Origin of the sequence: Roseateles sp. (assembly GCF_019237615.1) — a bacterium.
Classification (GTDB): Bacteria; Pseudomonadota; Gammaproteobacteria; order Burkholderiales; family Burkholderiaceae_C; genus Pelomonas.
Map to the genome: position 1 here is coordinate 26,451 of NZ_JAFAGT010000059.1, position 25,005 is coordinate 51,455.

Annotated in this window: 24 protein-coding genes and 1 pseudogene; 13 read left to right on the forward strand and 12 right to left on the reverse strand. The window is 70.0% G+C overall.

Annotated features, from left to right (window positions below; genetic code table 11):
* Positions 1 to 429 carry a CopD family protein gene (locus tag JOY88_RS11010; RefSeq protein ID WP_293502376.1) on the reverse strand — a complete coding sequence of 143 codons (429 nt, stop codon included), beginning with the start codon at positions 427 to 429 and terminating at the stop codon, positions 1 to 3.
* A gap of 354 nt (positions 430 to 783) precedes the next feature.
* Between JOY88_RS11010 and hemB the strand changes: the two genes are divergently transcribed.
* Positions 784 to 1,800, forward strand: coding sequence for a porphobilinogen synthase (hemB, locus tag JOY88_RS11015; RefSeq protein ID WP_293502377.1), 1,017 nt, complete (start codon positions 784 to 786; stop codon positions 1,798 to 1,800).
* A 4-nt stretch (positions 1,801 to 1,804) separates the two neighbouring features.
* On the forward strand, positions 1,805 to 2,914 hold the full coding sequence (locus JOY88_RS11020; RefSeq protein ID WP_293502378.1) for a magnesium transporter CorA family protein: 1,110 nt from the start codon (positions 1,805 to 1,807) through the stop codon (positions 2,912 to 2,914).
* Here JOY88_RS11020 and pcaF read toward each other — a convergent pair.
* Genes pcaF through JOY88_RS11035 form a run of 3 tightly spaced genes read right to left on the reverse strand, consistent with a single transcriptional unit; the run spans position 2,911 to position 6,355 of the window.
* Positions 2,911 to 4,113 carry a 3-oxoadipyl-CoA thiolase gene (gene pcaF / locus JOY88_RS11025; protein WP_293502380.1) on the reverse strand — a complete coding sequence of 401 codons (1,203 nt, stop codon included), beginning with the start codon at positions 4,111 to 4,113 and terminating at the stop codon, positions 2,911 to 2,913. The two genes, JOY88_RS11020 and pcaF, sit on opposite strands and share 4 nt — an antisense overlap.
* Entirely contained in the window at positions 4,110 to 5,561 is a 1,452-nt protein-coding gene (locus tag JOY88_RS11030) for a 3-hydroxyacyl-CoA dehydrogenase (RefSeq protein WP_293502382.1), read from the reverse strand. The genes pcaF and JOY88_RS11030 overlap by 4 nt, the downstream gene beginning before the upstream one ends.
* Complete coding sequence (locus tag JOY88_RS11035) at positions 5,558 to 6,355, reverse strand: enoyl-CoA hydratase-related protein (RefSeq protein WP_293502383.1); 798 nt, start codon at positions 6,353 to 6,355, stop codon at positions 5,558 to 5,560. Before JOY88_RS11035 ends, JOY88_RS11030 begins: the two co-directional genes overlap by 4 nt.
* A 114-nt stretch (positions 6,356 to 6,469) precedes the next feature.
* Between JOY88_RS11035 and JOY88_RS11040 the strand changes: the two genes are divergently transcribed.
* The 3 genes from JOY88_RS11040 (at position 6,470) to JOY88_RS11050 (ending at position 10,097) form a co-directional block, all read left to right on the forward strand.
* On the forward strand, positions 6,470 to 7,525 hold the full coding sequence (locus JOY88_RS11040; RefSeq protein ID WP_293502384.1) for a sensor histidine kinase: 1,056 nt from the start codon (positions 6,470 to 6,472) through the stop codon (positions 7,523 to 7,525).
* Positions 7,522 to 8,277, forward strand: coding sequence for a LytR/AlgR family response regulator transcription factor (locus JOY88_RS11045; protein WP_293502386.1), 756 nt, complete (start codon positions 7,522 to 7,524; stop codon positions 8,275 to 8,277). Before JOY88_RS11040 ends, JOY88_RS11045 begins: the two co-directional genes overlap by 4 nt.
* Positions 8,278 to 8,378: 101 nt before the next feature.
* A complete protein-coding gene (locus tag JOY88_RS11050; RefSeq protein ID WP_293502388.1) occupies positions 8,379 to 10,097 on the forward strand; it encodes a M14 family metallopeptidase in 1,719 nt (572 codons plus the stop codon).
* Here JOY88_RS11050 and JOY88_RS11055 read toward each other — a convergent pair.
* Together JOY88_RS11055 and JOY88_RS11060 are read right to left on the reverse strand one after the other, a co-directional pair.
* The gene (locus JOY88_RS11055; protein ID WP_293502390.1) at positions 10,094 to 11,092 is read right to left on the reverse strand and encodes a substrate-binding domain-containing protein; all 999 of its coding nucleotides are present in this window, start codon (positions 11,090 to 11,092) and stop codon (positions 10,094 to 10,096) included. The two genes, JOY88_RS11050 and JOY88_RS11055, sit on opposite strands and share 4 nt — an antisense overlap.
* Positions 11,089 to 11,943, reverse strand: a complete 855-nt coding sequence (locus JOY88_RS11060; protein WP_293502392.1) for a 23S rRNA (adenine(2030)-N(6))-methyltransferase RlmJ — start codon at positions 11,941 to 11,943, stop codon at positions 11,089 to 11,091. Before JOY88_RS11060 ends, JOY88_RS11055 begins: the two co-directional genes overlap by 4 nt.
* 99 nt (positions 11,944 to 12,042) lie before the next feature.
* Here JOY88_RS11060 and JOY88_RS11065 point away from each other — a divergent pair, with 99 nt between their 5' ends.
* Positions 12,043 to 13,128 (forward strand): alkene reductase, encoded by a 1,086-nt coding sequence (locus tag JOY88_RS11065; protein ID WP_293502394.1) that lies wholly within the window; start codon positions 12,043 to 12,045, stop codon positions 13,126 to 13,128.
* On the opposite strand, the gene JOY88_RS11070 is transcribed toward JOY88_RS11065, so the two are convergent.
* A complete protein-coding gene (locus tag JOY88_RS11070; RefSeq protein ID WP_293502396.1) occupies positions 13,101 to 14,027 on the reverse strand; it encodes a LysR family transcriptional regulator in 927 nt (308 codons plus the stop codon). The two genes, JOY88_RS11065 and JOY88_RS11070, sit on opposite strands and share 28 nt — an antisense overlap.
* Positions 14,028 to 14,136: 109 nt before the next feature.
* Between JOY88_RS11070 and JOY88_RS11075 the strand changes: the two genes are divergently transcribed.
* The gene (locus tag JOY88_RS11075) at positions 14,137 to 15,411 is read left to right on the forward strand and encodes a PEP-CTERM sorting domain-containing protein (protein WP_293502398.1); all 1,275 of its coding nucleotides are present in this window, start codon (positions 14,137 to 14,139) and stop codon (positions 15,409 to 15,411) included.
* Here JOY88_RS11075 and JOY88_RS11080 read toward each other — a convergent pair.
* Positions 15,371 to 16,501, reverse strand: a complete 1,131-nt coding sequence (locus JOY88_RS11080; RefSeq protein WP_293502400.1) for a hypothetical protein — start codon at positions 16,499 to 16,501, stop codon at positions 15,371 to 15,373. The two genes, JOY88_RS11075 and JOY88_RS11080, sit on opposite strands and share 41 nt — an antisense overlap.
* Positions 16,501 to 17,067, reverse strand: a complete 567-nt coding sequence (locus JOY88_RS11085; RefSeq protein ID WP_293502402.1) for an MOSC domain-containing protein — start codon at positions 17,065 to 17,067, stop codon at positions 16,501 to 16,503. The genes JOY88_RS11080 and JOY88_RS11085 overlap by 1 nt, the downstream gene beginning before the upstream one ends.
* Before the next feature lie 93 nt (positions 17,068 to 17,160).
* Between JOY88_RS11085 and JOY88_RS11090 the strand changes: the two genes are divergently transcribed.
* Both JOY88_RS11090 and JOY88_RS11095 read left to right on the forward strand, forming a co-directional pair.
* On the forward strand, positions 17,161 to 18,408 hold the full coding sequence (locus JOY88_RS11090) for a cation:proton antiporter (RefSeq protein WP_293502404.1): 1,248 nt from the start codon (positions 17,161 to 17,163) through the stop codon (positions 18,406 to 18,408).
* On the forward strand, positions 18,405 to 19,523 hold the full coding sequence (locus tag JOY88_RS11095) for a YbdK family carboxylate-amine ligase (protein ID WP_293502405.1): 1,119 nt from the start codon (positions 18,405 to 18,407) through the stop codon (positions 19,521 to 19,523). The genes JOY88_RS11090 and JOY88_RS11095 overlap by 4 nt, the downstream gene beginning before the upstream one ends.
* Positions 19,524 to 19,536: 13 nt before the next feature.
* On the opposite strand, the gene JOY88_RS11100 is transcribed toward JOY88_RS11095, so the two are convergent.
* Positions 19,537 to 20,403 (reverse strand): chromosomal replication initiator protein DnaA, encoded by an 867-nt coding sequence (locus tag JOY88_RS11100; protein ID WP_293502406.1) that lies wholly within the window; start codon positions 20,401 to 20,403, stop codon positions 19,537 to 19,539.
* A gap of 242 nt (positions 20,404 to 20,645) precedes the next feature.
* Here JOY88_RS11100 and JOY88_RS11105 point away from each other — a divergent pair, with 242 nt between their 5' ends.
* The 3 genes from JOY88_RS11105 to JOY88_RS11115 all read left to right on the forward strand — a co-directional run bounded on the left by JOY88_RS11105 (position 20,646) and on the right by JOY88_RS11115 (position 23,364).
* Positions 20,646 to 21,395, forward strand: coding sequence for an SDR family oxidoreductase (locus JOY88_RS11105; RefSeq protein ID WP_293502408.1), 750 nt, complete (start codon positions 20,646 to 20,648; stop codon positions 21,393 to 21,395).
* 40 nt (positions 21,396 to 21,435) lie between these two features.
* A complete protein-coding gene (locus tag JOY88_RS11110; protein WP_293502410.1) occupies positions 21,436 to 22,374 on the forward strand; it encodes a patatin-like phospholipase family protein in 939 nt (312 codons plus the stop codon).
* Positions 22,375 to 22,446: 72 nt separating this feature from the next.
* Entirely contained in the window at positions 22,447 to 23,364 is a 918-nt protein-coding gene (locus tag JOY88_RS11115; RefSeq protein WP_293502412.1) for an AraC family transcriptional regulator, read from the forward strand.
* Positions 23,365 to 23,447: 83 nt separating this feature from the next.
* Here the strand turns inward: JOY88_RS11115 and JOY88_RS11120 are convergent, their stop codons facing one another.
* Positions 23,448 to 23,687, reverse strand: coding sequence for a nucleoside triphosphate pyrophosphohydrolase family protein (locus tag JOY88_RS11120; protein WP_293502414.1), 240 nt, complete (start codon positions 23,685 to 23,687; stop codon positions 23,448 to 23,450).
* A gap of 38 nt (positions 23,688 to 23,725) precedes the next feature.
* Here JOY88_RS11120 and JOY88_RS11125 point away from each other — a divergent pair.
* Positions 23,726 to 24,328: pseudogene (locus tag JOY88_RS11125) on the forward strand (AAA-type ATPase lid domain-containing protein); the annotation flags it as partial.
* A 10-nt stretch (positions 24,329 to 24,338) separates the two neighbouring features.
* Here the strand turns inward: JOY88_RS11125 and JOY88_RS11130 are convergent.
* The gene (locus tag JOY88_RS11130; RefSeq protein ID WP_293502415.1) at positions 24,339 to 24,899 is read right to left on the reverse strand and encodes an HNH endonuclease; all 561 of its coding nucleotides are present in this window, start codon (positions 24,897 to 24,899) and stop codon (positions 24,339 to 24,341) included.
* Positions 24,900 to 25,005 lie beyond the last annotated feature (106 nt).

Below are 25,005 nucleotides of genomic sequence, written 5' to 3' on the forward strand. Positions count from 1 at the left end.
TCAGAAGGGCTTGACCGTCACCAGCACGACGATGGCGGCGAACAGCAGCACGGCGGTCTCGTTGTAGACGCGGAACCAGCGGTGGCTGCGGCGGTTGGACAGTTCCTCGAAGCTGCGCAGCAGGCGGCGGTTCATGTGGTGGTAGCCGACCACGCCGACGACCAGGAGCAGCTTGGCATGCAGCCAGTAGCTGCCGGCAAACCGCCCCGCACCGAAACCCAGCCAGACCCACAGCCCCAGCAGCAGCGCGACACCCATCAGGAGGCTGCTGAAGCGGTGCAACTTGTGCGCCATCAGCAGCAGGCGCTCGCGCTCGGCATGGCTGTCGGCCGGCACCATGGCCAGGTTCACGAAGATGCGCGGCAGGTAGAACAGGCCCGCGAACCAGGCGGCGACGAAGACGATGTGGAAGGCTTTGACCCAGAGCATGCGGGCATTATGGGCAGCGGCAACCACCCCGAGGCTGTCAGCGAAGACCGTCAAAACGCCGGCCACAAATGCGCGGGAACCGGCGGCGCGAAGAGGCCGCGCGAACATATGCGGCGCGCAGGCAAAAAAAAGCCCCGGTTTTGGACCGGGGCCGAGAAAGCCTTATCGCTGTCATCACGTTAAGGCTCCTGCTCAGGGAGGAAAAGCAGGGAATGACCACCTTGCGGCTATCATTCGCTGACAAGTTTAGCGCGCTTGAGCGGTGGCGTCACGAATAAATGACGTCTGGATGTGTTGTCCATCACGTGCCGGGCCGCAGCCCCCTCAACTGACTGCCCCGTCCGAGGATTCGACGTGACCCGCCAAGCCCCCATCCCCCCGGCCTTCCCTGCGGCGCGCCCGCGCCGCCTGCGTCGCGACGCCTTCACGCGCGCCCTTGTACGCGAGCATGCGCTGCAGGCCAGCGACCTGATCCTGCCGGTCTTCATCCACGAGGGCCAGAACCGCCTGGACGCCGTCGCCTCCATGCCCGGCGTGTCGCGCCAGAGCCTGGATCACCTGCTGAACACGGCCGAGCAATGCGTCGCGCTGGGCGTGCCTGTCATCGCCCTGTTCCCCGTCATCGACGCCGCGCTGAAGACGCCGGACGGCGCCGAGGCGCTCAACCCCGACGGCCTGGTGCCGCGCGCGGTGCGGGCCCTGAAGCAGCATTTCCCGCAGCTGGGCGTGCTGACCGACGTGGCGCTGGACCCCTTCACCAGCCATGGCCAGGACGGCGTGCTCGACGAGACCGGCTACATCCTCAACGACCGCACCGTCGAGATCCTCACGCAGCAGGCGCTGGTGCAGGCCGACGCCGGCGTGGACATCGTCGCGCCCAGCGACATGATGGACGGCCGCGTCGGCGCCATTCGCCGGGCACTGGAGGCCCGGGGCCACATCCACACCCGCATCATGGCCTACAGCGCCAAGTACGCGAGCGCCTTCTACGGCCCCTTCCGCGACGCGGTGGGCTCGGCCGCCAACCTGGGCAAGGCCGACAAGAAGACCTACCAGATGGACCCCGGCAACAGCGACGAGGCGCTGCGCGAAGTGGCGCTGGACCTGGCCGAGGGCGCCGACATGGTGATGGTCAAGCCCGGCCTGCCCTACCTGGACATCGTGCGCCGTGTGAAGGACGAATTCCGCGTTCCCACCTTCGCCTACCAGGTCAGCGGCGAGTACGCGATGGTCAAGGCCGCGGCGGCCAACGGCTGGCTGGACCATGACGCCGTGATGATGGAATCGCTGCTGGCCTTCAAGCGCGCCGGCGCGGACGGTGTGCTGAGCTATTTCGCACTCGACGCGGCGCGGCTGCTGAAGCAGGCCTGAGCCGGTGCGTGTCTTCCACATCGAGCCCGACGGCTTTCGCGAGCTGCCGGCCCTGCCCGAAGCCCTGCCCGAGCGCGGCTTCCTGTGGCTGGGCTATGGCCGGCGCGAGTTCGAGGTGGGCGAGACGGCCGCCCAGCAGGCGCTGGCGCGATGGGGCTGCGGCAGCCTCGTCGACCTGCATGTGGCGGACCTGATCAACAACCAGCTGCCCTCGCACTTCGACTACACGTCCTGGTACGACATGCTGGTGTTCCGCCGGCTGGCCGCCGCGCCGGGCAGCCAGGAGCTCTTCGTCGACGACGAGCATGGCACGCTGGCCTCGGCGCAGCGGGCGCTGCGCGCCATCGACACGAGTCCCGTGGGCTTCGCCGTCTTCGACCGCGTCCTCATCACGGTGCACCCGACCGACTGCCAGGTGCGCGAGTTCTTCGCGCAGAAGCTGGACCGGCTGACCGAAGGCCGCGACAAGTCCGCCCGCGGCAGCGCCCGCATGCCGGCCAGCCCCGCCGACCTGATGCTGCGCATGGTCAACCACATGGTGGACAGCTATCTGGAGCTGCGCCGCCTGCTGACGCGCCAGCTGGCCACGCTGCAGCGCGTGCTGCTGGATCAGAACAGCGAGTTCAACGACTGGCCGCTGCTGCTGGAAAGCCGCGATGCGCTGCACCGGCTGGAGGACACCTGCGAGGACCAGCGGGCCGCCATCCAGGAGTGGATAGACGCGCTGGACGAATGGCCCGCCGACGGCGACCCGCAGGCCAACCGCGAGCGCGAGCTGCTGCGCGTGCGCTCGCGCGACGTGCTGGAGCATGTGGAGCGGGTGCTGACCCATGTGCGGCGGCTGCAGTCCTCGGCCGAATCCGCGGTGCAGATGCACTTCAGCGCGCTGGGCCACCGCACCAACGGCATCATGCGCACGCTGACGGTGCTGACGGTGCTGACGGCCATCTTCCTGCCGCTCAACCTGATCACCGGCATCTTCGGCATGAACTTCGAGTGGATGCCGCTGATCAAGAACACCAACGGCTTCTGGGACGCGGCCCTGCTGATGCTGGGTGTGGCCTTCGGGCTGTGGTTCATCTTCCGCCGCAAACGCTACCTGGGCGGGCGCTAGACGCGCTCAACGATCAGGGCTATGCCCTGACCCACGCCTATGCACATGGTGCACAGCGCGTAGCGGCCGCCACTCACTTCCAGCTGGTTGATCGCCGTTGTCACCAGCCGCGCGCCGCTGGCGCCCAGCGGGTGGCCCAGCGCGATGGCGCCGCCATTGGGGTTCACGCGGGCGTCGTCGTCCGCCAGGCCCAGGTCGCGCAGCACGGCCAGGCCTTGGGCGGCGAAGGCCTCGTTCAGCTCGATGACGTCCATCTGCGCGAGCGTCAGGCCGGTGAGCGCCAGCACCTTGCGCGTCGCCGGTGCCGGGCCTATGCCCATGATGCGCGGCGCGACACCGGCCGTGGCCATGCCGACGACGCGGGCGCGCGGCTTCAGGCCATGGCGCGCGGCCTCGGCCTCGCTCGCCAGCAGCAACGCGCAGGCACCGTCGTTGACGCCGCTGGCATTGCCGGCCGTCACGCTGCCGTCGGGCTTGACGACGCCCTTCAGCCTGGCCAGCGCCTCCAGACTCGTCTCGCGCGGATGCTCGTCCAGCAGCACGCGCACGGGGTCACCCTTCTTCTGCGGCACCTCCACCGGAGCGATCTCGCGCTCGAAGAAGCCGCGCTGCTGTGCCGCGATGGCCTTCATCTGCGAGGCCAGCGCCATGCGGTCCTGGGCCTCGCGGGCGATGCCGAAGTCGGTCGCCACGTTCTCGGCCGTCTCAGGCATGGAGTCGACGCCGTACCGTGCCTTCATCAGCTTGTTGACGAAGCGCCAGCCTATGGTGGTGTCGTAGACCGCATTCGCGCGGCTGAAGGCCGACTCGGCCTTGGGCATCACGAAGGGCGCGCGGCTCATGCTCTCGACGCCACCGGCGATCATCAGCCCGGCCTCACCGGCGCGGATGGCGCGCGCGGCAATGCCCACGGCATCCAGGCCCGATCCGCACAGGCGGTTCACCGTCACGCCCGGCACGTCCTGCGGCAGGCCGGCAAGCAGCGCGGCCATGCGCGCGACGTTGCGGTTGTCCTCGCCGGCCTGGTTGGCGCAGCCGTAGATGACGTCCGCCACCTGGGCCCAGTCCACGCCCGGGTTGCGCGCCATCAGCGCCTTCAGCGGCAGCGCGCCGAGGTCGTCGGTGCGGATGGAGGACAGCACACCGCCGTAGCGGCCAAAGGGCGTGCGGATTGCGTCGCAGATGTAGGCGTGGGTCATGTCGGCATTGCTCTCAGGTAGGGGCTGACGCGGTAGCGCTCGCCGCGGTAATAGGAGTCGAGTCGGTCCAGCAGCGCGACGACCGCATCGGCGCCCCAGAGCGCCAGCCACTCGAAAGGCCCGGCCGGGTAGTTGACGCCCAGCTTCATCGCCGAGTCGGCACCCGCCTCGTCGCACACGCCTTGCTGCACGGCATCGGCAGCCTCGTTGATCAGCATGGCAATCGTGCGCGCGACGACGAGGCCGGGCACATCAGCCATCTCCACCGGCTTGAATCCCAGTGCCGCCAGCCAGCCCACGGGGTCGCTGACATTGCCGGACTTGGCATAGGCCAGGTCCGAACCGGCACCCAGCGGCAGGTCAAAGACGATGACCGGTGCCCGGAGATCCCGCTCTGCCGCGATCTCGCGGGCGGTGCGACCGTCGGTCAGCCGGATCTGCGTGCGGTCGGCCTCCAGGCCGACCCAGTCGCTCGCAGGCTGGCGCTCGGCCTGCGCGAAGGCGGCGGCAAAGCGATCCGCGACGACGCCCTGGCCATGCACGACCAGCCGCTTCGCCTCAGGCCGGGGGTACTCGTCGTGATGCACGGCAGGCGCACCCTCGGGGTAGCGGTAGAAGCCGCGCCCGCTCTTGCGACCGAGAAAGCCGGCGTCCACCAGCTCCTGCTGCACCAGCGACGGCGTGAAGCGGCGATCGAAGAAGTTGGCCGCGAACACCGAGTTGGTCACGGCGAAGTTGGTGTCATGGCCTATCAGATCCATCAGCTCGCAAGGACCCATGCGGAAGCCCGCGGCACGCAGGCAGGCGTCGATCAGCTCGGGCGCCGCGGCACGGTCCTGCAGCAGCATCAACGCCTCGGCGTAATAGGGCCGGGCGATGCGATTGACGATGAAGCCCGGCGTGGAGCGCGTGTGCACCGCCGTCTTGCCCCAGCGCTGGGCAAGGTCGAAGACGGCCTGCGCGACCTCGGGCGCCGTGCCCAGGCCAGACACCACCTCCACCAGCTTCATCAGCGGCACGGGATTGAAGAAGTGCATGCCGACCAGGCGCTCGGGCCTCTGCATGCCGCGGGCCAGCGCCGTCACGGAGATGGACGAGGTGTTGGTCGCGATGACGGCCTCGGCGGGCAACAGCGCCTCCAGCTCGGCGAACAGCGCGCGCTTGACGTCGAGGTTTTCGACGATGGCCTCGATGACGAGATCAGCCGGCGCGGGCGCGTCGACGGGCGTGATGCGTGCGAGTGCCGCCTGCGCGGCGTCGGCCGCCAGCCTGCCCTTGGCGACCAGGCCCTCCAGCGTCTGCGCCAGCTTGGCCTTGGCGGCTTCGGCGGCGCCGGCGCGGGCGTCGAAGAGGGCGACGTCATGACCGGCCTGGGCGGCCACCTGGGCGATGCCGGCGCCCATCAGGCCGGCACCGACGACGAGGATGCGGGAGTCGTTCAGCGTCATTCGGAGGATGTCCAGTTGGGCTTGCGCTTGCCGAGGAAGGCCGCGAAACCCTCGCGGGCCTCGGGCGTGGTGCGCACGCGGGCAATAGTCTGGGCCGTCAGCTCCCGCACCTCGGCGGTCACGGGACCGGGCGCAAGCCGGGCGTAGAGCTGCTTGATCTCGGCTTGGGCGGCGGGGCCGCAGGCCAACAGGTCGGCGATGCAGGCATCCAGTGCGGCATCCAGCCCCTCGGCCGGTACGACGCACTGCACCAGACCCACGCGCTGCGCCTCCGCGGCGGCGATGCGGCTGGCCGTCAGCGCCAGGCGGCGCGCCTCGCGCGGGCCCACGGCGTTGACGAGGTACGGGCCGATGACGGCCGGCAGGATGCCCATCTTCGCCTCGCTGACCGAGAAGCTCGCCGCCTCGGACGCCACGGCCATGTCGCAGGCGCACACCAGCCCGACGCCGCCGCCCAGCGCCGCCCCCTGCACGCGAGCGATCGTCGGCCTGGGCGTTTGGGTGATGCGCGCAAGCATGGCCGAGAAGCGGCGTGCGTCGGCGAGGTTGTCGTCCCGCGACGCGGCGGCAGCGCGCTGCATCCACTGCAGGTCGGCGCCGGCGCTGAAATGCTTGCCGGCCCCGGCCAGCACGATGACGCGCACCGAATCGTCGCCACCCAGCAGCTCGAAGGCCGCGTCCAGCTCGGCGATCAGCGTTTCATCGAAGGCGTTGAACACGGCGGGCCGGTTCATCGTCAGCAGGGCGACGCCGTCGGCGCGGCGTTCGAGGTCAAGCGCGGTCCAGGCAGGCATGCCGGCATTCTGCACTTTTCCCGACCGATCGGTCGAATAACCATCCATGCGCGTCGATCTGCCGTTCGCCTCAAGCCGGTGCGGCCTGCGCGCCCGCCCTCCTAGACTGCGGCCATGTCCGCCCTCTCCCCCTTGCGCCGCTGGCTCGCCACCGACTGGTCGCAGTGGTTCTACCCCGGCCCGCGCCGTGTCTTCACGGCAGACGAGATGGCGCGCGCCGGCCGCCAGCCCTGGCCACGCGGCATCGACCATTACGTCTATGTGAACCTGCTGCTGCTGCTGGCCGTCACCATCCCGCTCCACCGAAGGTATTTGTGGACATGGCCGGCCGCGCTGGGCCTGGGCTGGCTGGTGCTGGCCGTGGCCCGATGGCTGTGGCAGGCACCCACGACCAAGCGCCTGAACCTGGCCTGCTACGCCATCGGCGCCGTCGTCGGCGGGGCGGGCGTGCTGTGCGTCAAGCTGGGCCGGCGGGAGGAGACACAGGCCCAGCTGCCGCTGGTGCTGGCCATCCTGACCGCCGTGCTGTCGGCCTGGTGGCTGCTGACCCTGTTCCGCGCCCAGCAGATCGAGGCCCGGCTGCGCGAACTGGCCGAGCAGGACGCGGCGCTGCGCCTGCAGTCCCGCCTGGCCACGGCGCAGATCCAGCCCCATTTCCTGTTCAACACGCTGGCCTCGCTGCAGCATTGGGTGGACACCGGCGACGCCCGCGCCGCGACGCTGCTGCGCGACTTCACGGCCTATCTGCGCGCGACGCTGCCGAGGTTCGAGCGCGAGCTGCAGCCGCTGGCCGACGAGATCGAGATGGTGGGGCGCTACCTCGCCATCATGCGCGCCCGGCTGGGGCAGCGGCTGGCGTTCGACATCAACGTGCCGGCCGAGCCGGACCTGCTGCTGCCGCCGGGCCTGCTGCTGACACTGGTGGAGAACGCCATCGCCCATGGCATCGAGCCGCAGTTGCGCGGAGGCCATGTCCGCATCGCCGCGCGCCGCGACGGCCGGCGCCTCGTGCTGAGCGTGAGCGACGACGGCCCCGGCCTCGCGCCCGGCTGGAGCGAGGGCGTGGGCCTGTCCAACACGCGCCGCCGGTTGCTGCAGGCCTTCCCCCGAGCCACCCTGACCCTGCAGGACGCCAACCCCGGCTGCCTGGCCACCTTGACGCTGCCATGAACACCACCGCCCTGATCGCCGACGACGAGGAAGCTCCGCGAGAACAACTGCGCGCCGCGCTGGGCCGCCTGTGGCCCGAGCTGGACATAGTGGCCGCCAGCAGCAACGGCGTCGAAGCCTGGGACGACTGCCTGGTCCATGAGCCCGCCGTCGCCTTCCTCGACATCCGCATGCCTGGCCTGACCGGCCTGGAGGTGGCACGCCGGCTGTCGGCCCTGGCCACGCCGCCGCTCATCGTGTTCGTGACGGCCTTCGACGACCATGCGCTGGCCGCCTTCGACGCCGGCGCCGTGGACTATGTGCTCAAGCCCGTCGACGACGAGCGCCTCGCGCAGGCGCTGGCCCGGCTGCGCCCGCGCCTGGCCCAGCCCGCGCCCGACACGAGCGCCCTGCAGCGCCTGCTGGCCAGCCTGCCCCAGGCCAGGCCGTCCATGCGCCCCATCCAGGCCAGCATGGGCCGCGAAGTGCAGCTGATCGCACCGGACGAGATTCTCTATTTCGAGGCCGACCAGCGCTACACCCGCGTCGTCCACCAGGGCGGCGATGCACTGATCCGCACGCCGCTGCGCGAGCTGCTGACGCAGCTGGACCCGGACCAGTTCTGGCAGATCCACCGCAGCGTGCTCGTCAACAGCCGCTGCATCGCGCGCGCCATCCGCGTCGACGAGGGCACCATGGTCGTGACGCTGCGCGGCCGCGACGAAAAGCTGCCGGTGTCGCGCCAGTTCCAGGCCTTGTTCAAGGGCCAGTGAGGGCCGCCCAGGGCAAACCCCGGGCCCTGCGCGCGGGCGGGCTCCAGACAATCCGCCGCATTCCAGACGCCCCAGTCCCGCCCGCCGGGACACCGCTCTCCATGCCCAGCCCACTGCCCAGCCCGCGCTTCGATCATTTCTACCGCTACGACGAACTGACCGCCCTGCTCTTCGCCTACGCCGAGGCGCGTCCCAACCTGGTGTCGGTGCGCTCCATCGGCAGAAGCTACGAGGGCCGCGACATCTGGGTGGTCGTCGTCACGAATCTGGCCACAGGCATGGACATCGACAAACCGGCACTGTGGGTGGACGGCAATATCCACGCGGCCGAGCTAACCGCGTCGACGACCTGCCTGTACTACCTGAACCGGCTGCTGAAGGAGCAGGGCGGCACGTCGGCCGAGGCCCAGCAGATCGGCCGCCTGCTGGACACGCGCACGCTCTATCTGGTGCCCCGCCTCAACCCCGATGGCGCGGAGCTGGCGCTGGCCGACCGGCCGCGCCACATCCGCAGCTCCACCCGGCCCTACCCCTACACCGAGGAGCCGGTCGACGGCCTGACCGCCGAGGACATCGACGGCGACGGCCGCATCCTGACCCTGCGCGTGCCCGACCCGCATGGCGGCTACAAGAAGCATGCCGGCGACCCGCGGCTGATGGTGGCGCGCGAGCCCGGCGAATTCGGCGGCGAGTACTACCGCCTCATCCCCGAGGGCTTCATCAGGAACCACGACGGCCTGACGGTCAAGGTCAACCCCGACCGTGAAGGCCTGGACCTGAACCGCAACTTCCCCGGCGAATGGCGCCAGGAGTACCAGCAGCTGGGCGCCGGCCCCTACCCGACCAGCGAGCCCGAGGTGCGGGCCATGGTGGACTTCATCACCCAGCATCCCAACATCGGCGCGGCCGTCAGCTTCCACACCCACAGCGGCGTCATCCTGCGCCCCTGCGGCACGCGCAGCGACACGGACATGACGCCCGAGGACTTGTGGCTGTTCCAGAACCTCTCTGCACTGGGCGAGAAGCACACGGGCTACCCCGCCGTCAGCATCTACGAGGAGTTCCGCTATCACCCCAAGGAGGTCATCACCGGCACCCAGGACTGGGTCTACGAGCATCTCGGCGCGCTGTTCTGGGTCGTGGAGCTGTGGTCGCCCAACAAGGAGGCCGGCGTCGCGGTCGACAAGTTCATCGACTGGTACCGCGAGCACCCGGTGGCAGATGACCTCAAGCTGCTGAAGTGGAGTGACGAGCAGTGCGGCGGCCAGGCCCATGTCGACTGGACGCCCTTCCAGCATCCGCAGCTGGGCGCCGTGGAGATCGGCGGCTGGGACAAGATGAACTACTGGCGCAACCCGCCGCCGGCCCTGCGCGAGCGCGAGGCCGCGCGCTTCCCGGCCTGGCTGACGCAGATCGCGATGAGCCTGCCCAAGCTGGAGCTGATCCGCACCGAGGTGCGGGCGCTGGGGCCCGACATGTGGCGGGTGCGCATGGCGGTCGCCAACGCCGGCTACCTGCCGGCCTACGTGACGCAGCGGGCGCTGGAGCGCAAGACGGTGCGCGGCGTCATGTTCGAGATCCACCTGCCCGCCAACGACCCGGCCGTCAGCCTGGTCAACGGCAAGGAGCGCATGGAAGGCCCGCAACTGGAGGGGCATGCGCCCAAGCAGAGCCAGCTCGCCTTCCTGTTCAACAAGCACCCCACCGGCGACCGCGCGGTGGCGGAGTGGGTGGTGCGGGCTCCTGTGGGTACACGGCTGGCACTCAGCGCCAGCGCGGAGCGCGCCGGCGTCGTGCGGACGGAGGTGGTGCTTGACTAGGTCGACCTGACGACCAGTTCGGTCGGCATGATCTCGCTGGCCGCGGCCTGGCCGGCGATGAGGTCCAGCACCTTGCGCGCCAGCAGCACGCCGCCATGGTGCCAGTCCTGGCGCACGCTGGTCAGCGGCGGCGCGAAGCTCTGCGCCGCGGGCGAATCGTCGTAGCCGATCACGGAGACCGTGTCGGGCACGGCCAGGCCCGCATCCGTGAAGGCGCGCACGGCGCCCATGGCCAGCAGGTCGCTGGCCGCGAACAAGCCATCGGGCGCCTTGCCGCCGCCTCGGCCAAGATTCGCCAGATGGGCCTGTACGGCCGTGAAGCCGGCGCCGAAGGTGAAAGCCGCGGGCGTCAGCGTCTGCGCCTTCAGGCCGGCCTTCTTCAACGCCTTCAGGAAGCCCTGCTGGCGGTCACGGATCTCGGCATGGCGCACGTCGCCGAGGAAGAGCAGCTCACGCCGGTTCAGGCGCATGAGGCGCTCGGCCGCGCTGGCGCCGCCATGGGCGTTGTCGCCGCCGACGACCACCGCGTCGCCGCGGCCATGTTCGGCGCCCCAGACGACCAGCGGCAGGCCCATGGCCGCGGCCGACCTCACGGCCGAACCATGGGCGCCCTGGCCCAGCAGGATGACGCCGTCCGCCGACGCCGCCATGCCCTGGCCGGGGCCCTGCATGGCCGACAGCAGCACGCTGTAGCCGCGCGAGGTCAGCTCCTGCGTGATGCCGCCCAGCAGCTGCAGCGGGTAGGCGTCGGTCATGGGGCGGTCGGTGTCAGGCTGCATCTCCAGCATGACGGCCACCATGTGGCTGCGACGCAAGCGCAGGTTGCGCGCATGGTGGTTGAAGCGGTAGCCAGCGGCCTCGGCCAGCGTCTTGATGCGCTCGCGCGTGGCCGGCGTCACCGAGGGGCTGTCGCGCAGCGCTCGCGACACGGTGATGGTGGAGACCCCCGCCAGCGCGGCGATCTGCTCCATCGTGACGGGCTTGCTCTCCGTCATACCGCCTTTTGCTCGAGCACGTAGTTGGCGCCGTCGTACTGGCCCAGCCGCTCGACCAGCAGCGGCAGGCATTCGGCCAGCTCGTCGTGCAACGTGAACGGCGGGTTGGCGATGAACATGCCGCTACCCATCATGCCGAAGCCACGTTCGTCGGCCTGGGCCACGGTGAGGCGCACATGCAGCCAGCCCTTCTTGGCGGCGGCATCCGCGCTGGCCTTCAGGCGCGTCGCGAGCTGGGTGGACTCCAGCAGCTGCAGCTGCGGGTACCAGACCATGGCGACGGTGTCCGGCGCCCGCTCCAGCGCCTCGCGCAACGCTGCCAGCACCTTGGCGTAGTCGGTCTTGATCTCGTAGGGCGGATCCATCAGCAGCGCCGCGCGCCGCGTCGGCGAGGGCAGCTCGGCCTTGATGGACGCGAAACCATCGCGGTCGCTGACCTGGGTGTTGGGGCGGCTTTCCAGGTAGGTTGCGAGGATGCGGTGGTCAGTCGGGTGCAACTCGTACGCACGCAGCCGGTCGGTCTCGCGCAGCACGAAGTTGGCGATGGCCGGCGAGCCAGGGTACTGGCGCAGTTGGCCGTCGGGGTTGAAGGCACGCACCAGGCTCACGTAGTCGGCCAGCGGCGCGGGCAGACCGGGACTGTCGTAGAGCTTGGCGATGCCGCCGGCGTATTCGGCGTTCTTCTGCGCATAGCGGCCCTCGACGGAGTAGCCGCCGGCGCCGGCGTGAGTGTCGATGAGCGTGTAGGGCTTGTCCTTTTCGCCCATGTAGCGCAGCACGCGGGTCAGCACCAGGTGCTTGAGGACGTCGGCATGATTGCCGGCATGGAAGGCGTGGCGGTAGGCGAGCATGGGGTGATTGTCGCTAACACACCCCTATCAACCGCGCCGAACCGGGGAAAGTGCGTTGCGACTAGCCTTGCGGCCATCGTCTTTGCCTCCATCCAGCACATGCCCACCCTCTTCGACCCCGTCCGCTTCGGCGACATCCAGCTCGCCAACCGCGTCGTCATGGCGCCGCTGACGCGCAACCGCGCGACGCACCAGACTCCGCACGGCCTTCACGTCGAGTACTACCGCCAGCGCGCGGGTGCCGGCCTCCTGATCACGGAGGCGTCGCAGATCCGCCCCGACGGCCAGGGCTATTTCGACACGCCCGGCATCCACACGCCCGAGCAGATCGCAGCCTGGCAACAGGTGACGGACGCCGTGCACGCCGCGGGTGGCAGGATCGTGATCCAGCTGTGGCATGTGGGCCGGATCTCGGTGAAGCGCCTGCAGCCGGGCGGCCAGCCGCCGGTGTCGTCCACCCACCGCGCCGCCAAGACCCGCACCTATGCGGCCCAGGGCGAGCTGGTGCCCACCGACGTACCGCGCGCGCTCGCCACCGACGAGATCCCGCAGCTGATCGCCGACTATGTGCAGGCGGCCAGGAACGCGATGGCCGCCGGCTTCGACGGCGTCGAAGTCCACGGCGCCAACGGCTATCTGCTGGAGCAGTTTCTGCGCGACAGCGCCAACGACCGCAGCGACGCCTACGGTGGCTCCATCGAGAACCGCGCCCGCCTGCTCATCGAGGTCATGACGGCCATCGCCGACGCCATCGGCCCGGGCCGCACGGCGCTGCGCCTGTCGCCGGTCACGCCGGCCAACGACATCGGCCAGGACAGCGATCCGCAGGCGCTGTTCAACCATGTGGTGGAGCGGCTCGCTCCGCTTCAGCTGGCCTTCCTGGAGGTCGTCGAGGGCGCCACCGGCGGCACGCGCGACCACGCGCCCTTCGACTACGCCGAGCTGCGCCGCCGCTTCCGAGGCCCCTACATCGCCAACAACGGCTACGACCGCGCGATGGCGCTTGACGCCGTCGCCAGCGGCCGCGCCGACGCGGTGGCCATAGGCCGGCCCTTCATCGCCAACCCCGACCTCGTCGCGCGCATCCGCGACGACCTGCCCTGGGCCACTCCCCGCAAGGAGAGCTTCTACGGCGGCGGCGCGGAAGGCTACACGGACTACCCGGCGGCGGTGAAGACCGCCTGATTCAGCTCGCGCACCAGCGCGAGAAAGGTCGCCGTCGGGCCGACCGGTTCGGCCCGGCGCGACACCAGCGTCATCGGCGCGCGCAGCGGCCGCGTGCCGGGCAGCTCGGCGATGTCGCAATAGGCCAGCGCATGCGCGTGCACGCCACGCATCGACGCCGGCACCACGCTGACGCCGGCCCCTGCAGCGACCAGGTTGAGATTGGTCAGCATGCGTGGCACCTCGGCGACGACGCGCGGCTCGAAGCCGGCATGGCGGCACAACACCAACAACTCGGCATAAAGCCCCGGCGCGCCGGGGCGGCGCACGAGGATGAAGCCGTCGTCGCGCAGCGCGGCCAGCGGCACGGCGCCACCATCGGCCGGCACGGCCGGGTGGTCGTTGGGCAGCACCAGCAGGGCCGGCTCGTCGAACAAGGTCTCGAACTCCAGCCCCTCGGGTGCCGCCACCGGCACGCGCAGGAAGCCGCAATGCAGGCGCGCCTCCTGCACGGCCTCGGTCAGCTCGGCCGCATTGAACTCGGCCAGCTCCAGCCGGATCCCGGGGTATTGCTGGCGGCATTCGCGCAGCACCCGCGGCAGGAAGGCATGGGCCGCGGCGGAGCTGGTGAAGCCCAGCTGCAGCGGCCCCTGCCGCCCGGCCGCCACCTGGGCCATGCGACGCTGCAGCGTGTCGGCCTGGCCGACGAGCCGCCGCGCCTCGTCCTGCAGCAGCCGGCCGGCGTCGGTCAGCGCGACGCCCTTGGCATGGCGCTCGAACAGCGTCAGCCCCAGCCGCCCTTCCAGCGCCTTGATCTGCTGGCTCAGCGGCGGCTGCTGCATGCCCAGCCGCTCCGCCGCGCGCGTGATGTGGCCCGCCTCCGCCACGGCCAGGAAGTAGCGCAGCTGCCGCAAATCCATATGCAAATCATATGGCGATGCCGTATTGCAGATATTTGACGACTGACCACACCATCCCTACCGTTCGGCCCGTTCGCGCGACACCCCACAACACAGACCGGAGACCCCCATGAACCGCTTTCTCGCGCTGGCCCTCGCGGCCGGACTGGCCGCGCCCGCCCTCGCGGCCGACCCCGTCAAGATCCTCTTCATCGGCAACAGCTACACCTTCGGCCGCGTCGACCCGGTGCTGAGCTACAACGCCGCCGCCGTGCACGACCTGACGGCTGGCTTCAACGCCGTCAACCCGAGCGGCACCAACAGCTACCCCGCCGGCACACCGAGCTTCGGCAGCTTCGAGCCCCATCCCTGGGGCGGCGTGCCCGGTCTCTTCAAGAAGATGACCGACGAGGCCGGCATGAACTACGACGTGTCGCTGTCCACGCGCAACGCGGCCTCGCTGCGCGGCCAGTTCCTGGATACGGCCAACTCGGACTGGAAGTTGCGCGAGAACGTCGCCACGCAGCGCTGGGACGCCGTCGTGCTGCAGGAGCAGAGCGATGCCGCCCTGCCCGCAGGCAAGGGCAAGAACGCCAACCTCGCCACCTTCAACGCCTACGCCGACCAGTTCGAGCGCTTCATCCACAACGGCGCGGCCCAGAGCTACAAGGAGACCGACCTGTTCGGCGGCCTCGCGGCCTGCATGGCCACGGGCCTGTCGCAAGCCAGCTGCAACACGGCGCGCAGCATTGCCGCCAACCCGAACGCCAGCGCCACCACCCGGGTCTACCTGGAGCAGTCCTGGGCACGGCCCGACATGGTCGAGGCGCACAAGATCACCAAGCCCGACATCGGGACGAGCGACGGCCGTCCCATCGTCGACACCAGCAGCGCCGGCGGCGACGCGACGCTCTACTACGGCAGTCTGGCCGCCATGACGGCCGACCTGCACGCCGCCTTCTACGCCAAGGCGGCATCCAACCCCGGCTTTGCCGGCGTGGTGCCGGTGGGCGACGCCTTCCAGCGCGCCGTCGACCAGGGCCTGGCCCAGGGCAGCGGCTTCTACGGCGCCGACGGCACTTTCCTCGAGGGTCTCAGCGGCCTGCCCAACCTGTGGTGGCTGGACCGCACGCATGCGAGCAAGTACGGCTCCTATCTGTCCGCGCTGACCTTGTTCGGCAGCATCACCGGCCGGGACCCGCTGATGCTGGGTGCCGCCGAGCAGGCCGCGGCCGACCTCGGCATCGAGGCGACGATGGCGCTGGCCCTGCAGCGCGTGGCCAGCCAGCAGCTCGGCTTCACGGCCGCCGTGCCGGAGCCGCAGACGGTGGCGATGCTGCTGGCCGGCCTCGGCGTCTTCGGCCTCAGGTCTGGAATGCGCCGGGGCTGCGGGACGGCCCGCTGAGGGCTGTGGTGCCACGCGGGTGGCGGTACTCGCGCGTCGGCGCCAGCTTCATGCCGCCCCCCTCGCCGGCGTCGACCGCCTTGCCACGCAGCGCCGAACCGGGCTTGAGCCGGAAGTCGTCGCGCGCGGCGCGCACGAACTCATCCCAGTCGGCCGTGAAGTTGGCGCGCCGGGTCCAATGCCCTTCGGCTGCCAGCTTGGGCGTGCCGACAAGCAGGTTGTTGGCCAGCATCACGTCGGCCTGCCGCGGCGCGACGCGCAGCCAGATGCCGCCACTGGGCAGCTGGTCCACCAGCGTGTTGTTGACGAGGTAGAGCGCCTGCCGCGCCCAGGTGGCGCCCTCGGCGCCGAAGACGATCACGTGGGGGTTCTCCGTCGTCGAGCTTTGCGCGATCAGGTTGCCCATGACGACGGCGACGCCGCCGTTGGGGAACTCCAGCTCATAGCTCGCGCGGCCGCCGATCTCGTCGGTGAGGCGGTTGTAGAGGATGTGGTTGAGCGCCGCGCGGCTCTTCAGCAGGTGGCCCAGCAGGCCATGGTGGAAATAGCTGCCGCTGACGGCCAGGCGGCCGATGGCGCCGACGTAGAGGTTGTGTGTCTTGCCCTCGCGCGCCAGGATGGGGCCGAAGTCGCAGTCGACGATGTCGAGCTCTATGCCCTCGTCGTTGGCGGTCAGCAGGCCGTTCTCGTTGTCGCGGAAGCGGCAGTCCACCAGCGTCAGCGTGCCCGCCTCCAGGCGGATGCCGGCGCCGTTGCGGTCCGGCACCGTGGCGCCGACGAAGTCGAAGCCCTCGATGCGCTGGCGCCGGCCCGTCGTCACGAACAAGCCCTTGCCCTGCACATGGGCGCCGGCCGCGATCAGCGTCACGCGGCCGCCCACGGCGCGCAGCGTCAGCTCATGCTGGTGCCATGTGGCGGCGTCGGCGATGTACTCGCCCGCGTCGACCTCCACCAGCATGCCGTCGCGGGCCTGGCGCGCCGCAGCGGCCAGCGAGCGGATCTCGCGCCCCGGCCCGACCCGCATCACCGGCCCGGCATGCGCCGCCAGGGGCAGCAGGCCGGCAGCGGCCAGCCACTCGCGGCGGCGCATCAGGCCTTGCCCCTCATCCTGGCCTTGAACAGCTCCACGATGCCGACCTCGCGCGGCCCTGGCAGCAGCTCGAAGGCCTGGCCCGCCGCGAGGCTGCCCTCGCGCCTCACGGCCAGATAGAAGCCGCAGTAGCCGCTCTGCACCATCAGCTTGGCCGCCTGGTTGAAGCCCATCTGGGCGTTGAACTTGAAGCAGGGGTAGCGCGGCTCGGAGACGACCAGCTCGCAGTCCGGGAAGCGCAGCACGTCGCCCAGCCACACCCCGCTTTCGAGCAGGCCGTCCAGCGTCAGGTTCTCGCCGCAATCGCCCGGCTGGAGCAAGCCGGCGACCTTGGCCTGGCCGCGCACCGTCTGCCAGAAGGCATAGTGGGCCTGGGGATAGGCATAGACAGCCTTGGCCTGCCCGCCATGTACGGTAAGGTCGGCCTGTTCGTCCCCCTCCAGGCCCAGCGGCCCGACGGCGACGGCACCCTGGCGCGGCCGCTTGCGGATGGCCGAGTCCAGGACCTGGCCACTGGTCGCGACGAAATTTTCGACGCGGGCGGTGTTCACGCTGAGTAGCTGCATGCCGCCATTGTCCAGGAGGCTTTCGGCATCTCGGCCTACACGGCGCGCCATGCCGGCCTCCTAGGCTGGCGCGCAAAACTTCAAGGGAGAGTCATGACTGCACTCGACACCGGCGCCCGGGTCTGGGCCGGCCTGGCCGTTCCACCCTCCAGCGGGCTGATGTTCATCGTTGGCGTGCTGTTGGCCGGCGCCCTGGCCGGCGAGTTCATCGCCGCGACGACGCGGCTGCCGCGCGTGGTCGGCTACACGCTGGCGGGCTGCGTCGCTGCCGCCTTCGGCCACGGCGTGGGCATGCCGCTGGCAGGCGCGGCTCAGACCGTCACCGACCTGGCCCTGGGTCTGCTGCTGTTCGAGATCGGCAGCCGCGTGCACCTGCGCTGGTTGCGGCGCAACCCCGGCCTGGCCATGACCAGCCTGGCCGAGGCCTTGCTCAGCGCGCTCGCGGTGGCCTTCGTGCTGCGCCTGTTCTCCTTGAGCTGGCAGACCGCCATCGCCTGCGCCATCCTGGCCATGCCGGCGCCGGCCGCCGTGTCGGGCCGCGTCGCGATGGAGCTGGGCGCCGAGGGCCAGGTCACGCAGCGGGCCTCGCTGCTGACGGCGCTGAACACGCTGTACGCCGCCGTCGCGCTGACGCTGATGCGCACCTGGTGGGCGGCCGACGACGGCGGCAGCCTGCCGCAGGCGCTCGCGGGCCTCTCCATCTCGCTGCTGACGACGCTGGGCCTGGCCGCGCTGCTGGCCGCCGCCGTCTACCTCGTCGCGCGGCGGCTGGACCTGCGCAACGAGAGCGCCGTGCTGCTGCTGTTCGGCCTTGTCGCCTTTGCCATCGTCGCGGCGCGCGCCATCGGCGTTTCGACGCTGCTGATGCCGCTGCTGGCCGGACTCTTGCTGCGCAACACCAGCGAGCGGCCCTGGGTCTGGCCGCGCCACTTCGGCACCTCGGGCGGGGCACTGGTGCTGATGCTGTTCGTCATCGTCGGCTCGGCCTGGTCGCCCAAGATCCTCGTGGCCGGCGGCTTTGCGGCGCTGGCGCTGATGGCAGCGCGCTTCATCGCCAAGACGGTGGCCATCGTGCTGTTCGCGCCGCTGGCCAAGGCCAGTTGGCGCCAGGGCCTGGCGCTGTCCATCACGATGACGCCGCTGTCGGCCACGGCGCTGGTGATGCTCAGCGAGCTGATGCGGGCCGAGCCCGAGCTGGCGGCGGGTGCCGTGCCCATCATCCTGGCCAGCATCGCCGTACTGGAGCTGGTCGGGCCCATCGCCGTGCAGTTCGCGCTGCGCCTGGCCGGCGAGCTGCCGCCAGCGCCAGCGCGCCGCCAACGCAAGGAGGACAGTGAATGAGCCTGGGAGTTTTCGCCCAATCGCAGCCGCTGACGCTGGGCGTCGAGCTGGAGCTGCAGATCGTCAACAGCGACGACTACGACCTCGCGCCCGTCTCCGGTGACCTGCTGCGCCTGATGGAGAAGCGCAGCATCCCCGGCGACGTGAAGCCCGAGATCACCAGCAGCATGATCGAGCTGTCCACCGGCGTCTGCACCGGCTTCGGCCAGGTGCTGTCCGAGCTGGGCCAGATCCGCGACGCGCTGGTGGACTGCGCCGAGCGCCTGGACGTGTGTCTGTGCGGCGGCGGCACCCATCCCTTCCAGCACTGGACGCGCCGGCGCATCTTCGAGACGCCGCGCTTCCACGAGCTGTCGTCGCTGTACGGCTATCTGTCCAAGCAGTTCACCGTGTTCGGCCAGCATGTCCACATCGGCTGCCCCAGCGCCGACGAGGCCCTGGTGCTGCTCCATGGCATGAGCCGCTTCATCCCGCACCTGATCGCGCTGGCCGCCTCGTCGCCCTTCGTGCAGGGCGAGGACACGGGCTTCGACTCGGCACGCCTGAACTCGGTGTTCGCCTTCCCGCTGTCGGGCCGCGCGCCCTTCGTGCAGACCTGGGACGACTTCGAGACCTTCTTCAACAAGATGACGCGCACCGGCGTCGTCACCGGCATGAAGGACTTCTACTGGGACATCCGCCCCAAGCCCGAGTTCGGCACCATCGAGGTCCGCGTGCTGGACACGCCGCTGACCATCGAGAAGGCCGCCGCCCTGGCCGGCTTCATCCAATGCCTGGCGCGCTGGATGACGGTGGAGAAGCCGTTCAAGCTTGGCGAGGACGACTACCTGCCCTACACCTTCAACCGCTTCCAGGCCTGCCGCTTCGGGCTGGACGGCACCTTCGTCGACCCCGAGACGGGCGAGCACCGCGTGCTGCGCGACGACCTGGCCGCCGTGCTGAGCCGGCTGGACACGCATGCCGGCGATCTGCGCGCCGAGGCCGCGCTGCAATACCTGCGCCGCGAGATCAACGGTGCGGGCAACGACGCCACCTGGCTGCGCCGCATCGAGGACGAGAACCACCTGCTGCCCGAGGTCGTGCGGCGCGCCACCAAGCGCTGGCACGGCCGCTGAGCGGCCCGGCCGCCTACCTCCCGGGCGGCGGCCTGCCCTCGTTGTCGCGCCGGTCCCGGCCCTCTTCGCCATGCCCGCGGCCGCGCTCCTGCGGTTCGGCACGCCCCTGCTGCGGTTCGGCACGCCCCTGCTGCGGTTCGGCGCGCCCCTGCTGCGGTTCGGCGCGCCCCTGCTGCGGCGGCATGCGCGGCCCGGCCTCACGCCACGGCGGGCCGCCGGCGTCCCGCCGCGGCTCCTGGGGATGCTGCGGCGGTTGTTCCATCTGCGGCCGCTGCTGCACGACGGCAGGCCCCCTGTGTTCGACCGACTGCGGCGGCACGAACTGCCGCGCGGCCTCAGCACGCGGCTGGTAACGGTAGTTGCGGGTCTGCAGGTCGGTCTGCTGCCCGGGGCTGGGATAGCGGTCGCCTGAGTAGCGGCGCTGGTAGTTGGGCAACGGCGCCGGCGCGGGTGTGGCGCGGCGGTCCCAACGGTCCCAGTCGTGGTGCCGCTGCTCCCATTGCGGCCCCCAATGGCTGCCCCAGCGCGGGGGCGCGCCGGGCTGCCAGCCGCGGAAGTACGGTGGCGGCGCCATGTAGTAGCGCACCGGCACGCGCAACACGTAATAAGGCACGTAGGCGGGCTCCACGAGGGCCCAGGGCCCGTTGTACCAGGAGCTCATGTACCAGTCGTCGCCGTCCAGCACCCAGTACATGCCGTCATAGAAGAAGAAGTTGGCGCCGACGGCGGGCGCGTAATAGACCGGGTAGCCCGGCACGACCACCATCTGTGGATAGACCGGCACGTTGATGCCGATGCTCACGCTGACCGCGGCGTTGGTGGGCGCCGCCGTCGCGGCGCAAAGAAGAGAAACGCACAAGGCAATCAATCTGCGACGCATGGCCTGCCTCCATTTCTGCACTTGGAGCGGACGTGCCGCTCGCGGCGAACGCCGCGGCCACGGCAGCTTCCATTCTGCCCACCGTCACCGCGGACGGGCCTTGCAGATGTATCCGTCGGCTCCGGCGCCTGAAAGTCGTTCGATTTGGACTTTTAAAAAACAAACATGGACTGTTGATTGTTGTTGGTCCTGAATGTGCTGGCTATCGTTCCCTCACCGCAACCCCACCACAGGAAACCACCATGAAGACCGTCCTCATCACCGGCTGCTCCTCCGGCTACGGCCTGGAGACCGCCCGCCACTTCCACGCCAAGGGCTGGAACGTCGTCGCCACCATGCGCACGCCGCGTGAAGACATGCTGCCCCGCTCGGACCGCATGCAAGTGGTTGCGCTGGACGTCACCAGCCCCGCAAGCGTCGCCGCGGCGATCCGCGCCGCCGGCCCCATCGACGTGCTCGTCAACAACGCCGGCATCGGCGTCGTCGGCGCCTTCGAGGCCACACCCATGTCGACAACGCGCGAGATCTTCGAGACCAACACCTTCGGTGTCATGGCCATGATGCATGCCGTCGTGCCGCAGTTCCGCGAGCGCCGGTCCGGCGTGATCGTCAACGTGACCTCCAGCACCACACTCGCCGCCTTCCCGCTGGCCGGCGTCTACACGGCCAGCAAGACGGCAGTCGACGGCCTGTCCGGCTCCGTGGCCCACGAGCTGGCAGCGTTCGGCGTGCGCATCAAGCTGGTCGAGCCCGGCTACGGGCCCGGCACGCGCTTCGCTGAGAACGGCGGCGCCCGCATGCAGGGCCTGATCCCCGATGCCTACCGACCCTTCGCCGACCCCATCTTCACCGCTTTCGCCAACCCGGGCGCCGTGACCACCGCGGCCGACGTCGCCGAGACGGTCTGGCAGGCCGCGAACGACGCGTCGGACCGCCTGCACTTCGCGGCCGGGCCGGACGCCGTGGCCCTCGTGCAGGCCAAGGCCGCCTGACGCCCGAGCGGCGCGCGCCTCAAGCCCCAGGCAGGTCACCATGAAAGCGCCCCAACTCCTGTACTCCGGCACCATCACGCTGGCCCTCCTCGCAGCGGCCTGGATGGCAGGCTGCGCCAGCCCGCGCGATCCGCCGCCCGCCGAACTGTCGCCGCAGCCCCTGGCGGCGCTGCGCCAGTCGCGGCCGCCCGCAGCCGGGTCCGGCCAGCCCAAGGTGGCGCTTGTGCTCGGCGGCGGCGGGCTGCGGGGGTTTGCGCACCTGGGGGCCCTGCACGCCCTGGAAGAGGCCGGCATCGCGCCCGACATCGTCGTGGGCACCTCCGTCGGCGCGCTGGTCGGCGCCGCCTACGCCAGCGGCCTCTCGCCGCGACAAATCGAGTCCATCGCGCGCGGCGTCAAGCTGTCGTCGCTGATCGACCTCACGTTCAGCACCCGCGGCCTCATGCGCGGCCACAACATCGCCCGCTGGATGGACGAGATCACCGCCGGCGTTCCCATCGCGAACTTTCCGCGCCGATTCGCGGCCGTCGCGACCGACCTGCGCAGCGGCCAGGCCATGCTGCTGGACCAGGGAACCGCGGGCGCCGCGGTCCAGGCCTCTGCCGCGGTGCCGGGCGTGAACCTGCCGGTGGCCTATCCGGGTGGCCATCTGGTGGATGGCGGCATCGCCAGCCTTGTGCCCGTGCGCTTCGCGAGGGCCATGGGGGCCGACCTCGTCATCGCGGTGGACGTCTACTGCAGCGGCCCGGGCGGCGACGGGCTCGCGGCGCCATCGGTGCTGCTGCGCGCCATTCGCGCGCAGAGCTGCCTCATGGCGGCCGCGGAACTGGCCGAAGCGGACATCGCGATCTCGCCGCCCATCAGCGTTTCCGGCATGTCGGCCAAGGACGAGCAGGAGCGCGCCATCCAGATCGGCTACGAGGCCACCATGGCGGCCCTGCCTCGCGCCCGCGCCCTCATCAAGGCCGCCGGTCCGTGAACGCGCGGGGCCGAGCCGGCAGCGATGGCATGCTGCACGCTCCTGGCTGCTTCATGATCGTCCGGACGTGAGATGAGTGACCCCCTGACTGAAGTCGTGCGCCTCCTTCAGCCGCATGCCGTCTTTGCCAACCTCATTAGCGGCAAGGGCGACTACGCGGTGCGCTACGCCGAGTATGGGCAGCCCAGCTTCTGCATCATGCTGGAGGGCAGTTGCCGGCTGGCCGTAGACGGGCACGAGGAGGTGACGCTGGGGGCCGGCGATTTCGTGCTGCTGCCGGCGACGCCGGCGTTCACCATCTCCAGCTTCACCCCGGCGCCACTACCGGTTCACATCGATCCCAAGGTGGTGCCAGGCGGCGACGGCGAGCGACGCTACGGCATGCCAGGCGGCGAACCCGAAATGCTGTCGCTGGGCGGCGCCTTCCTGTTCGATCGCGCGGACCCCCAACTCCTCGTGTCGCTGCTGCCGGGCCTCGTGCATGTGCGCGCTTCGACCCGCCTGGCCCGGCTGGTGCAGATGGTGGGCGAGGAGTATCTCGATCCCCGGCCAGGCCACGAGTTCATGCTGTCGCGGCTGGTCGGCATGATGCTCATCGAAGCCATGCGGTCGACCACGGCGGGCAGCGCGCCGCCGGGCCTGCTGCGCGGGCTGGGCGACGAACGGTTGGCCGTCGCGCTGACGCAGATGCACGCGCATGCGAGCCGGCGCTGGACGGTCGGCCAGCTCGCCGAAACCGCGGCGCTGTCGCGATCGGCATTCTTCGACCGCTTCACCCGTGCGGTCGGCGTCGCGCCGATGGAGTACCTGCTCGCCTGGCGGATGGAACTCGCCAAGGACCTGCTGCGCCGGGAGGGGTTGCCCGTCGCCGAGGTGGCCGAACGCGTCGGCTACGCGTCCACCAGCGCCTTCAGCACTGCCTTCAGTCGGCATGTCGGGCAGTCGCCCAGGCAGTACATGCGCACGAACCCGGCCGATCGAGCCCCCTGAGGCCGCCCTCGCGGTGAGTCAACCACTTCGGCGAGGCTTGCTCAGTGTCGAAGTTCCCTCCTCTCCGGACTCTTTCGGATTCCCTATCGCACCAGGTCATGCCGGCTCGGTGAGCCGCTGGCCAATGCGATTGCAGCGCCAATCAGCTCAAGGGCTCGGGTGACGCACTCGTCGAAGGTTGCTCGAAAGTCGATCACATCGATGCTCTCGAACTGGGCCTGCAGGCGCTCGTCGCGCTCGGAGATGCGTCGCAGGAAGGCTTCGCCGTGGCGTTGCATGAACGGTGCCGCGACCGTAATCGCGGCCGGATCAGCAGCCGCCACAGCGCAGAGGTCGAAGAGATCCCGCGCCGTGGCCCGATGACGTCGCCCAGGGCCGCTTTCGCGAAGACCTGTTCGCGCGGATCAACCTGTGGGCGTACACCCTGCCGGGCCTGGCACAACGTCCGGAGGACATCGAGCCCAACATCGACCACTTGCTGGCACGGTTCGCGACGGATTCCGGTCGCGCGGTGCGTTTCAACGTGGAAGCGAAGGCCAAGTACCTGCAGTTCGCGCGGTCTGCAGAGGCACTCTGGAATGGCAACTTCCGCGACCTGATGGCCAGCGTGACGCGGATGGCGACGTTGGCGGATGGCGGGCGCATCTCGACGGCGCTGGTCGATGCAGAGATTCAGCGGCTGCAGTGGCTTTGGAAGCCCGTGGGGCATGGTCAGGCCGAGGCCGCGGTTGAATTGGGCTCGCTGCTGCCGCAAGAGATCGAGGAATCGCTCGATCTGTTTGACCGCCTGCAGTTGGAAGCGGTCGTGCGCATCTGCCAGGCATCCTCAACGCTGTCGGAAGCAGGGCGCCGGCTCTTTGATCGGTCGCGCGCGCAGCGCACGGTCATCAACGACGCCGACCGGTTGCGCAAGTACTTGCTCAAGTTCGGGTTGACGTGGGACATGGTCAAGCGCCCGGGCTGACCGGTCAGGGTCAGCTCAGGCGCGATTCCTTCGGCAGCCGCGCGGCTAGCCATTCATGCACGTCCGCCCGGATGCGCCTGCCCTTGAGCAGGAAGTCCTCGAAGCGGCTGGGCACGTAGGGCGTGAACAGCAGTGGCATGCGCGCCTGTTCCGGCGTGCGGTCGGCCTTCAGCGCATTGCACGCGCGGCAGGCGGCGACCGTGTTCATCCAGCTCAACGGGCCACCGCGGGACGCGGGCTGGATGTGGTCGACGGTCAGGTCACGCAGCTCCTGCCAGATGCCGCAGTAGGCACAGGTCTGGCGGTCGCGCCGGATCACCTTGCCCTTGCTGTAGCAGGGCGTGATGTCGAAGAGGTTCAGCCGCGAGCTGCCGCGCAGCGCCAGGATCGCCGGTACTTCGAGCACGGACTGGCGCCCGGTGTCGGCATTCATGCCGCCACGCAGCACGGCCAGCGGCTCGTCGCCGAGCGACCAGGCCACCGAGCGCGTAGCGACGTGCACCGCCGCCTGCTCGACCGAGATCCAGGCCTGCGGGAGGCCGGTGATGTCCAACTGCAATACGTCGTGCATGGCGTCCTCCTTTCTGCGACAAGCACGGTTCAAGTTTTCTGGCAGAGGCGGCAGGGCTCGAACCTGCAACCTGCGGAGTCAAAGTCCGCTGCTCTTCCGATTGAGC

Coding starts and splice junctions, on each gene's coding strand:
- JOY88_RS11050 (WP_293502388.1), top strand. CDS start 8,379: ATGCCCAGCCCACTGCCCAGCCCGCGCTTCGATCATTTCTACCGCTAC.
- JOY88_RS11010 (WP_293502376.1), bottom strand. CDS start 429: ATGCTCTGGGTCAAAGCCTTCCACATCGTCTTCGTCGCCGCCTGGTTC.
- JOY88_RS11040 (WP_293502384.1), top strand. CDS start 6,470: ATGTCCGCCCTCTCCCCCTTGCGCCGCTGGCTCGCCACCGACTGGTCG.
- JOY88_RS11100 (WP_293502406.1), bottom strand. CDS start 20,403: ATGCGTCGCAGATTGATTGCCTTGTGCGTTTCTCTTCTTTGCGCCGCG.
- JOY88_RS11065 (WP_293502394.1), top strand. CDS start 12,043: ATGCCCACCCTCTTCGACCCCGTCCGCTTCGGCGACATCCAGCTCGCC.
- JOY88_RS11060 (WP_293502392.1), bottom strand. CDS start 11,943: ATGCTCGCCTACCGCCACGCCTTCCATGCCGGCAATCATGCCGACGTC.
- JOY88_RS11045 (WP_293502386.1), top strand. CDS start 7,522: ATGAACACCACCGCCCTGATCGCCGACGACGAGGAAGCTCCGCGAGAA.
- JOY88_RS11080 (WP_293502400.1), bottom strand. CDS start 16,501: ATGCGCCGCCGCGAGTGGCTGGCCGCTGCCGGCCTGCTGCCCCTGGCG.
- JOY88_RS11030 (WP_293502382.1), bottom strand. CDS start 5,561: ATGACGCTGAACGACTCCCGCATCCTCGTCGTCGGTGCCGGCCTGATG.
- JOY88_RS11075 (WP_293502398.1), top strand. CDS start 14,137: ATGAACCGCTTTCTCGCGCTGGCCCTCGCGGCCGGACTGGCCGCGCCC.
- JOY88_RS11110 (WP_293502410.1), top strand. CDS start 21,436: ATGAAAGCGCCCCAACTCCTGTACTCCGGCACCATCACGCTGGCCCTC.
- JOY88_RS11035 (WP_293502383.1), bottom strand. CDS start 6,355: ATGCCTGCCTGGACCGCGCTTGACCTCGAACGCCGCGCCGACGGCGTC.
- JOY88_RS11055 (WP_293502390.1), bottom strand. CDS start 11,092: ATGACGGAGAGCAAGCCCGTCACGATGGAGCAGATCGCCGCGCTGGCG.
- JOY88_RS11090 (WP_293502404.1), top strand. CDS start 17,161: ATGACTGCACTCGACACCGGCGCCCGGGTCTGGGCCGGCCTGGCCGTT.
- JOY88_RS11105 (WP_293502408.1), top strand. CDS start 20,646: ATGAAGACCGTCCTCATCACCGGCTGCTCCTCCGGCTACGGCCTGGAG.
- JOY88_RS11095 (WP_293502405.1), top strand. CDS start 18,405: ATGAGCCTGGGAGTTTTCGCCCAATCGCAGCCGCTGACGCTGGGCGTC.
- JOY88_RS11115 (WP_293502412.1), top strand. CDS start 22,447: ATGAGTGACCCCCTGACTGAAGTCGTGCGCCTCCTTCAGCCGCATGCC.
- JOY88_RS11130 (WP_293502415.1), bottom strand. CDS start 24,899: ATGCACGACGTATTGCAGTTGGACATCACCGGCCTCCCGCAGGCCTGG.
- pcaF (WP_293502380.1), bottom strand. CDS start 4,113: ATGACCCACGCCTACATCTGCGACGCAATCCGCACGCCCTTTGGCCGC.
- JOY88_RS11085 (WP_293502402.1), bottom strand. CDS start 17,067: ATGCAGCTACTCAGCGTGAACACCGCCCGCGTCGAAAATTTCGTCGCG.
- JOY88_RS11070 (WP_293502396.1), bottom strand. CDS start 14,027: ATGGATTTGCGGCAGCTGCGCTACTTCCTGGCCGTGGCGGAGGCGGGC.